Source organism: Novosphingobium sp. B1 (genome assembly GCF_900176395.1).
GTDB lineage: Bacteria > Pseudomonadota > Alphaproteobacteria > Sphingomonadales > Sphingomonadaceae > Novosphingobium.
The window spans coordinates 1-2,398 of the sequence record NZ_FWXL01000057.1 but is presented as its reverse complement, the minus strand read 5'-3'; the positions used below and the strand labels follow the sequence as shown (position 1 = coordinate 2,398).

The 2,398-nt window shown below is 66.0% G+C and carries 3 protein-coding genes; all 3 read right to left on the bottom strand.

Annotated elements, in window-relative coordinates; translation table 11 throughout:
• Positions 1 to 13 precede the first annotated feature (13 nt).
• The 3 genes from B9A23_RS22010 to B9A23_RS22000 are packed head-to-tail and all read right to left on the bottom strand — an operon-like array spanning position 14 to position 2,341.
• Positions 14 to 1,537, bottom strand: coding sequence for an IS66 family transposase (locus B9A23_RS22010; protein ID WP_084281537.1), 1,524 nt, complete (start codon positions 1,535 to 1,537; stop codon positions 14 to 16).
• Positions 1,538 to 1,568: 31 nt separating this feature from the next.
• Complete coding sequence (tnpB, locus tag B9A23_RS22005) at positions 1,569 to 1,919, bottom strand: IS66 family insertion sequence element accessory protein TnpB (protein ID WP_084281536.1); 351 nt, start codon at positions 1,917 to 1,919, stop codon at positions 1,569 to 1,571.
• Positions 1,919 to 2,341, bottom strand: coding sequence for a transposase (locus B9A23_RS22000; protein ID WP_084281535.1), 423 nt, complete (start codon positions 2,339 to 2,341; stop codon positions 1,919 to 1,921). The genes tnpB and B9A23_RS22000 overlap by 1 nt, the downstream gene beginning before the upstream one ends.
• Positions 2,342 to 2,398: the final 57 nt, after the last annotated feature.

Sequence of the window (2,398 nt, the reverse complement as noted above, 5' to 3'; positions counted from 1 at the left end):
GTAAGCGGTGTGCTCAGGCCACGGCGGTCCAAGGCATGAGCTCACCGACGGCGTTGGCCGGGTGACCTGCAGCTAGCTTGGTGAGAGTCTCGGCCAGCCAGGCAAGCGGGTTGATGCCTGAGATTTTGCAGTTCTCGATCAGCGTGGCGATGACCGCCCAGTTGTCGCCGCCCTCATCTGAGCCTGCGAAGAGCGCGTTCTTACGATTGAGGGCCAGCGGCCGGATCGACCGCTCGACGGTGTTGGAATCGAGCTCGACGCGGCCGTCGTCGAGGAACAGCGACAGCCCGGCCCAGCGGGTCAGCGCGTAGCGGATGGCATCGGCGAGCTTGCTCTTGGCGCTGACCTGACGGAGCCGTGCTTCGAGGTAGACGTGCAGGTCATCGATGATGATGCGGGCGCGTTCGGCTCGCGCGGCGCGGCGCTGCTCCGCCGAGGTGCCGCGAACTTGGTCCTCGATCGCGTAGAGCATGGCGATCCGGCGCAGCACCTCGGTTGCGACCGGCGAGTTGTCTGCCAGCTCGTAGAATTTACGCCGCACGTGCGACCAGCAGAAGGCCAGGCTCACCTGCTGCCGTCGCTTCGCCAGAGCGGCATAGCCGCCAAAGCCATCGACCTGCAGGATGCCGGCGAAGTCACCAAGGTGGGCTTCGGCCCGTTCGCCCTTGCGATCGGCCGCATAGACATAGGCCACCATCGGCGGATCCTCGCCGCCCCATGGACGATCGTCCCGGGCATAGGCCCAAAGTTGGCCCGTCTTGGTACGCCCGCGCCCGGGATCGAGCACCGGCGCAGTGGTCTCGTCGGCGAACAGCAGCCCGGATCGTCGCAATCGGTCGAGGATGTGATCGCGCAAGGGGCGCAGGTACCAGGCTGCCCGGCCAACCCAGTCCGCCAGGGTCGACCTATCGAGCTCAATGCCTTGCCGCGCGTAGATCTGGGCCTGGCGGTATAAGGGCAGGTGATCGGCGTATTTGGCGACCAGGACCTGCGCGATCAGCGCCTCGGTGGGTATGCCGCCCTCTACGATCCGCGCCGGAGCCGGTGCCTGGACGATTGCGCTCTCGCACGAGCGGCAGCCATAACGCGGGCGGCGGGTGACCAGCACGCGGAAGGTGGTGGGCACCACGTCGAGACGCTCGGCAACATCCTCGCCGATCTGGTGAAGGGCGCCGCCGCAGCAGGGGCAGGCCTTATCCTCGATATCGACGACCTGTTCGATCCGCTCCAGGTGAGCAGGCAGCGAACCGCGGTTGGCCTTGCGCGGGCGATCCGCAGACGCCTTGCTCGCCTTAGCCACGGCGTGCTGGGCCTCGGCCAAGGCCGTCTCGATCTCCTCGAGGGCAAGCTCGAACTGATCGGGATCGAGTTGCTCGGACCGGCGGCCGAACCGGTGCCGCTGCAAGGCCTCGATGATCGCCTTCAGGCGTTCGACCTCGGCCTGGAAAACCTTCAGTGCATCAAGCTCGCGGGCCTGTTCGAGGACGAGCGCGCGGAGCGCTTCAACGTCGCTGGGAAGGTCCGCTTCCATGAGCATGACAGTAGTGAATCAGCAGGCAGAGCCCCCGTCAACCGGCAATCTGCGGGGCGATCGGGCGGCGTCCGCCATGCACCCGGCGCCAGTCCAGACCCTCTAGCAAGGCACCCAACTGCGCCGCCGTCAGCCGCATCACGCCGTCCTGGATCGCCGGCCACTTGAACCCGCCGGACTCCAGCCTCTTGGCCATTAGGCACAGCCCGGTGCCGTCCCACCAGACGAGCTTTATCCGGTCACTGCGCTTGGCCCGGAACACGTAGATCACGCCGGAATAGGGATCACCGCCGTACTCGGCACCTACCAGCGCAGCCAGCGCATCTGGGCCTTTGCGAAAGTCCACCGGACGCGTCGCCACCATCACCCTCGCGCCGATCCCTATCATCAGCCAACCCCAGCCTGCAGAGCTTGAAGGATCGCCACAGCCAGATCGGTCCTGGCTGCCGGTCCGATCCGAACCACGGCGCCACCAACTTCAACATCAATGCTATCGCTCGAGCTTGGCGGCGAGCCACCCACGACCGGCACAAACATGGGCTCGTCTCGTGGGGGGAGCTTGGCGGCCTCCATGGCGTAACGCAGCTCCCTGCGCCACGTGTACAGCAGCGCCGTGCTGATCTCCCGCTCACGAGCAAAAGCGGCGACGTTATCGCAGCGCTCCATCTCAGCGACCAACTCCAGCTTCTGCTCAACCGTCCAGACGCGGCGCCGACCTGACAGTCGGCCAAGAACCTCGACGCGCCCAGTAGGCTTCAGAGGCACTCCAATGTGGGTGTCCAATGCGGTCGTAACGCGGTGCTCGTCCATCCCCCCAATTCAACCACGCCCCGAGGCTGCGCAAGGTGCCGACAGAACACCGCTTAC

Coding starts and splice junctions, on each gene's coding strand:
- B9A23_RS22010 (WP_084281537.1), bottom strand. CDS start 1,537: ATGCTCATGGAAGCGGACCTTCCCAGCGACGTTGAAGCGCTCCGCGCG.
- tnpB (WP_084281536.1), bottom strand. CDS start 1,919: ATGATAGGGATCGGCGCGAGGGTGATGGTGGCGACGCGTCCGGTGGAC.
- B9A23_RS22000 (WP_084281535.1), bottom strand. CDS start 2,341: ATGGACGAGCACCGCGTTACGACCGCATTGGACACCCACATTGGAGTG.